Source organism: Collimonas sp. (genome assembly GCF_035566555.1).
Classification (GTDB): Bacteria; Pseudomonadota; Gammaproteobacteria; order Burkholderiales; family Burkholderiaceae_D; genus Collimonas.
On record NZ_DATMRB010000198.1, the window covers coordinates 1 to 2,976 of the forward strand.

The following is a 2,976-nucleotide window of genomic DNA, read 5'->3' on the forward strand; positions in this document are numbered from 1 at the left end:
CGTCACGGCGATTGCGCGAATCAGTAGCTACGATGTTGTAAAAAGGACGCTTCTTTGCGCCACCACGGGATAAACGAATAACGACCATAATGTTTCCAAAAAGTGTTCGAACACGGAAAAAGCCGCAAATTATAACGCAAATTATGCCTACCCCGCAACCAAAGCTGGTCATCGGTGTGGCGTCACTACGTCAAAAGGTGATTGCAGGCTGTAAAAATCGCCGTACTGCTCTGTGAGCAAGTAGCAGGCGCTCTGGGTGGGTGCTATCAGCGACAGTCAATTGATACAGGCTGGTCACTGAGCCCTCAATTCGCTGTCCGATGCTTACGATGCGTGTTAACAACATCAGTAGCGATAACGGCGCTAGTATATTAGCAATTTCCGTATTTGAGGCAAATTGTGCACTTTTGCCTTGTTTTTTTGCCGCATGCACCAAATAAACCACTCACCGCCCCCGCCAATGACATCAAGCCACAAGAACAAGACACTCACCACTTTCCTCGCCACCGTATTCGGCAGCATCGGCCTGCACCGGTTTTACCTGAAGGGATCCAGCGATATCTGGGGCTGGCTGCATCTTGCCTCCTTGCCAATTTCCTTGCTGGCCTACTGGCTGTGGGGCAAGGACCAGCAGCTTGCCTTTCTGTTCGGACCATTGATTGTTTCCGGATTGATTGCCTTTCTGGAATCGCTGATCATCGGGCTGACCCCTGATGAAAAATGGGACGCCAAATACAATGCCAATTCCGGCCGCCAGTCCGATTCCAGCTGGTTTGTGATCCTGCTGGTGGTGCTGACCCTGGGCATAGGCGCGATTGGCCTGATCGGCGCGATTGCGCGCACCTTCGACCTGCTGTACACCGGCGGCGCCTACGGCTGAGCCGCCCATGAGTCGTAAAAAAAGCAGCCGAGGCTGCTTTTTTTTACGCCCGCGGCGATCCTCAGAACTGATCTTCCGTCAACGCCATCACGCCGCTGCTGCCTTCGACCACCGAGATACGATAAGCCTCAGCCTGGGACAGGATATGCTCGGCAAAGAAACGCGCCGTGCCGATCTTGGCCTTATAGAAGCCGCTGTCGCTTGCGCCTTCCGCCACCTTGCGCTGCGCCACCAGCGCCGCGCGGCCGAGCTGCCAGCCGCCCAGCACGATCCCGGCCAGCTTCAGATACGGCACGCTGCCGGCGAACACGCCCTTGATATCGCTTTTCAGGTTGTCGACCACATAGCTGACCACCTGCTCCAGCGCCTCGGCGCCGCTGGCCAGTTGCTTGCCGATCGCCACCAGGTCGGCTGCGCCGCTGCCTGCCAGCTCGGCCTGGGTGGCGCGCACCTGGGCGATGATGGCCTTGGCCACAGCGCCGCCGTCGCGCGCGGTCTTGCGGCCGATCAGGTCGTTGGCCTGGATCGCCGTGGTGCCTTCGTAAATCGTCAGGATGCGGGCGTCGCGATAGAACTGCGCGGCGCCGGTCTCTTCGATAAAGCCCATGCCGCCATGGATCTGCACGCCGGTGGAAGCCACATCGATGGAAATCTCGGTCGACCAGCCTTTGACCACCGGCACCATGTATTCATAGAATGCCTGGTTGGCTTTGCGCACCGCTTCGTCGCCGTGGTGATGGGCAGCATCGTGCGCCGCCGCGGTGACGTAAGCCAGCGCGCGCGCTGCTTCGATCTGCGAGCGCATGCTCATCAGCATCCGCCGCACGTCCGGCTGATGGATGATGGTGACGGCGCCTGCCGAACCGGCCAGGTCGCGCGACTGCACCCGGTCCTTGGCGTAAGCCACGGCCTTTTGATAAGCCCGCTCCGCCACGCTGATACCTTGCAGGCCTACCGCAAAACGCGCCGCGTTCATCATGATGAACATGTATTCGAGGCCGCGGTTTTCCTGGCCGACCAGGGTGCCGACCGCACCGCCGTGGTCGCCGAACTGCAGCACCGCGGTCGGACTGGCCTTGATGCCCAGCTTGTGTTCCAGCGAGACGCAATGAACGTCGTTGCGGGCGCCCGGCGTACCGTCGGCGTTGACCATGAATTTAGGCACGATGAACAGCGAAATGCCCTTCACGCCTTCCGGCGCATTCGGCGTGCGCGCCAGCACCAGGTGCACGATGTTTTCAGCCATGTCGTGCTCACCGTAGGTGATGAAAATCTTGGTGCCGGAAATCTTGAACGTGCCGTCGTCCTGCGGCACGGCGCGGGTGCGCACCAGCGCCAGGTCGGAACCGGCTTGCGGTTCGGTCAGGTTCATGGTGCCGGTCCATTTGCCGGACACCAGGTTTTCCAGGTAGATGCGTTTTTGCTCGTCGCTGCCGGCCGTCAGCAGCGCTTCGATCGCACCGTCGCTCAGCAGCGGACACAGGGCGAAGGAAAGGTTGGCGGCATTCAGCATCTCGATGCATGGCGTCGCCACCAGCTTCGGCAAACCCTGGCCGCCGAATTCGACCGGATGCTGCACACCCTGCCAGCCGGCTTCGGCAAACGCCTTGAAGGCTTCCTTGAAACCCTTGCTGGTAGTAACTTCGCCATCATGCCAATAGCTTGGCTCCTGGTCGCCGCTACGGTTCAGCGGCGCCACCACTTCACTGCAAAACTTGGCGTTCTCCTGCAACACTGCTTCCACGGTTTCCGGGGTCGCGTCTTCGCAACCGGGCAGCGTGCTGACCTGCTCCAGGCCAGCCAGTTCGTTCAGTACGAACAGCATGTCCTTCAACGGGGCGACATAACTCATGTGCTACTCCTAAAAATCGGGGTGGCAAGAGAAGCCGGCGCTGCCGGCATTCGCATACCACCCCTTTATTCGATTTTCAACTGGACCCCGGCCAGCGGCATCCGTCAAACGCCCGTCGGCTGATGTCGACCGAAGTTGCGTCGAAGTTGCGTTAGCCCAGCTCAGCCACCAGCTGCGGCACGATCTCGAACAGGTCGCCGACAATGCCGTAATCCGCCACCGAGAAAATCGGCGCTTCTTCATC

Annotated in this window: 3 protein-coding genes; 1 reads left to right on the top strand and 2 read right to left on the bottom strand. The window is 59.7% G+C overall.

The annotated features are described in order from the left end of the window. On the bottom strand, positions 1–172 hold a 172-nt coding region (locus VNZ65_RS24720; protein WP_325673858.1), incomplete at its 3' end, for a small ribosomal subunit protein bS16. A gap of 288 nt (positions 173–460) precedes the next feature. Between VNZ65_RS24720 and VNZ65_RS24725 the strand changes: the two genes are divergently transcribed. After that, on the top strand, positions 461–880 hold the full coding sequence (locus tag VNZ65_RS24725; RefSeq protein WP_325673854.1) for an NINE protein: 420 nt from the start codon (positions 461–463) through the stop codon (positions 878–880). Between the two features lie 61 nt (positions 881–941). Here the strand turns inward: VNZ65_RS24725 and VNZ65_RS24730 are convergent, their stop codons facing one another. After that, entirely contained in the window at positions 942–2,732 is a 1,791-nt protein-coding gene (locus VNZ65_RS24730; protein ID WP_325673856.1) for an acyl-CoA dehydrogenase, read from the bottom strand. Between the last annotated feature and the right edge of the window lie 244 nt (positions 2,733–2,976).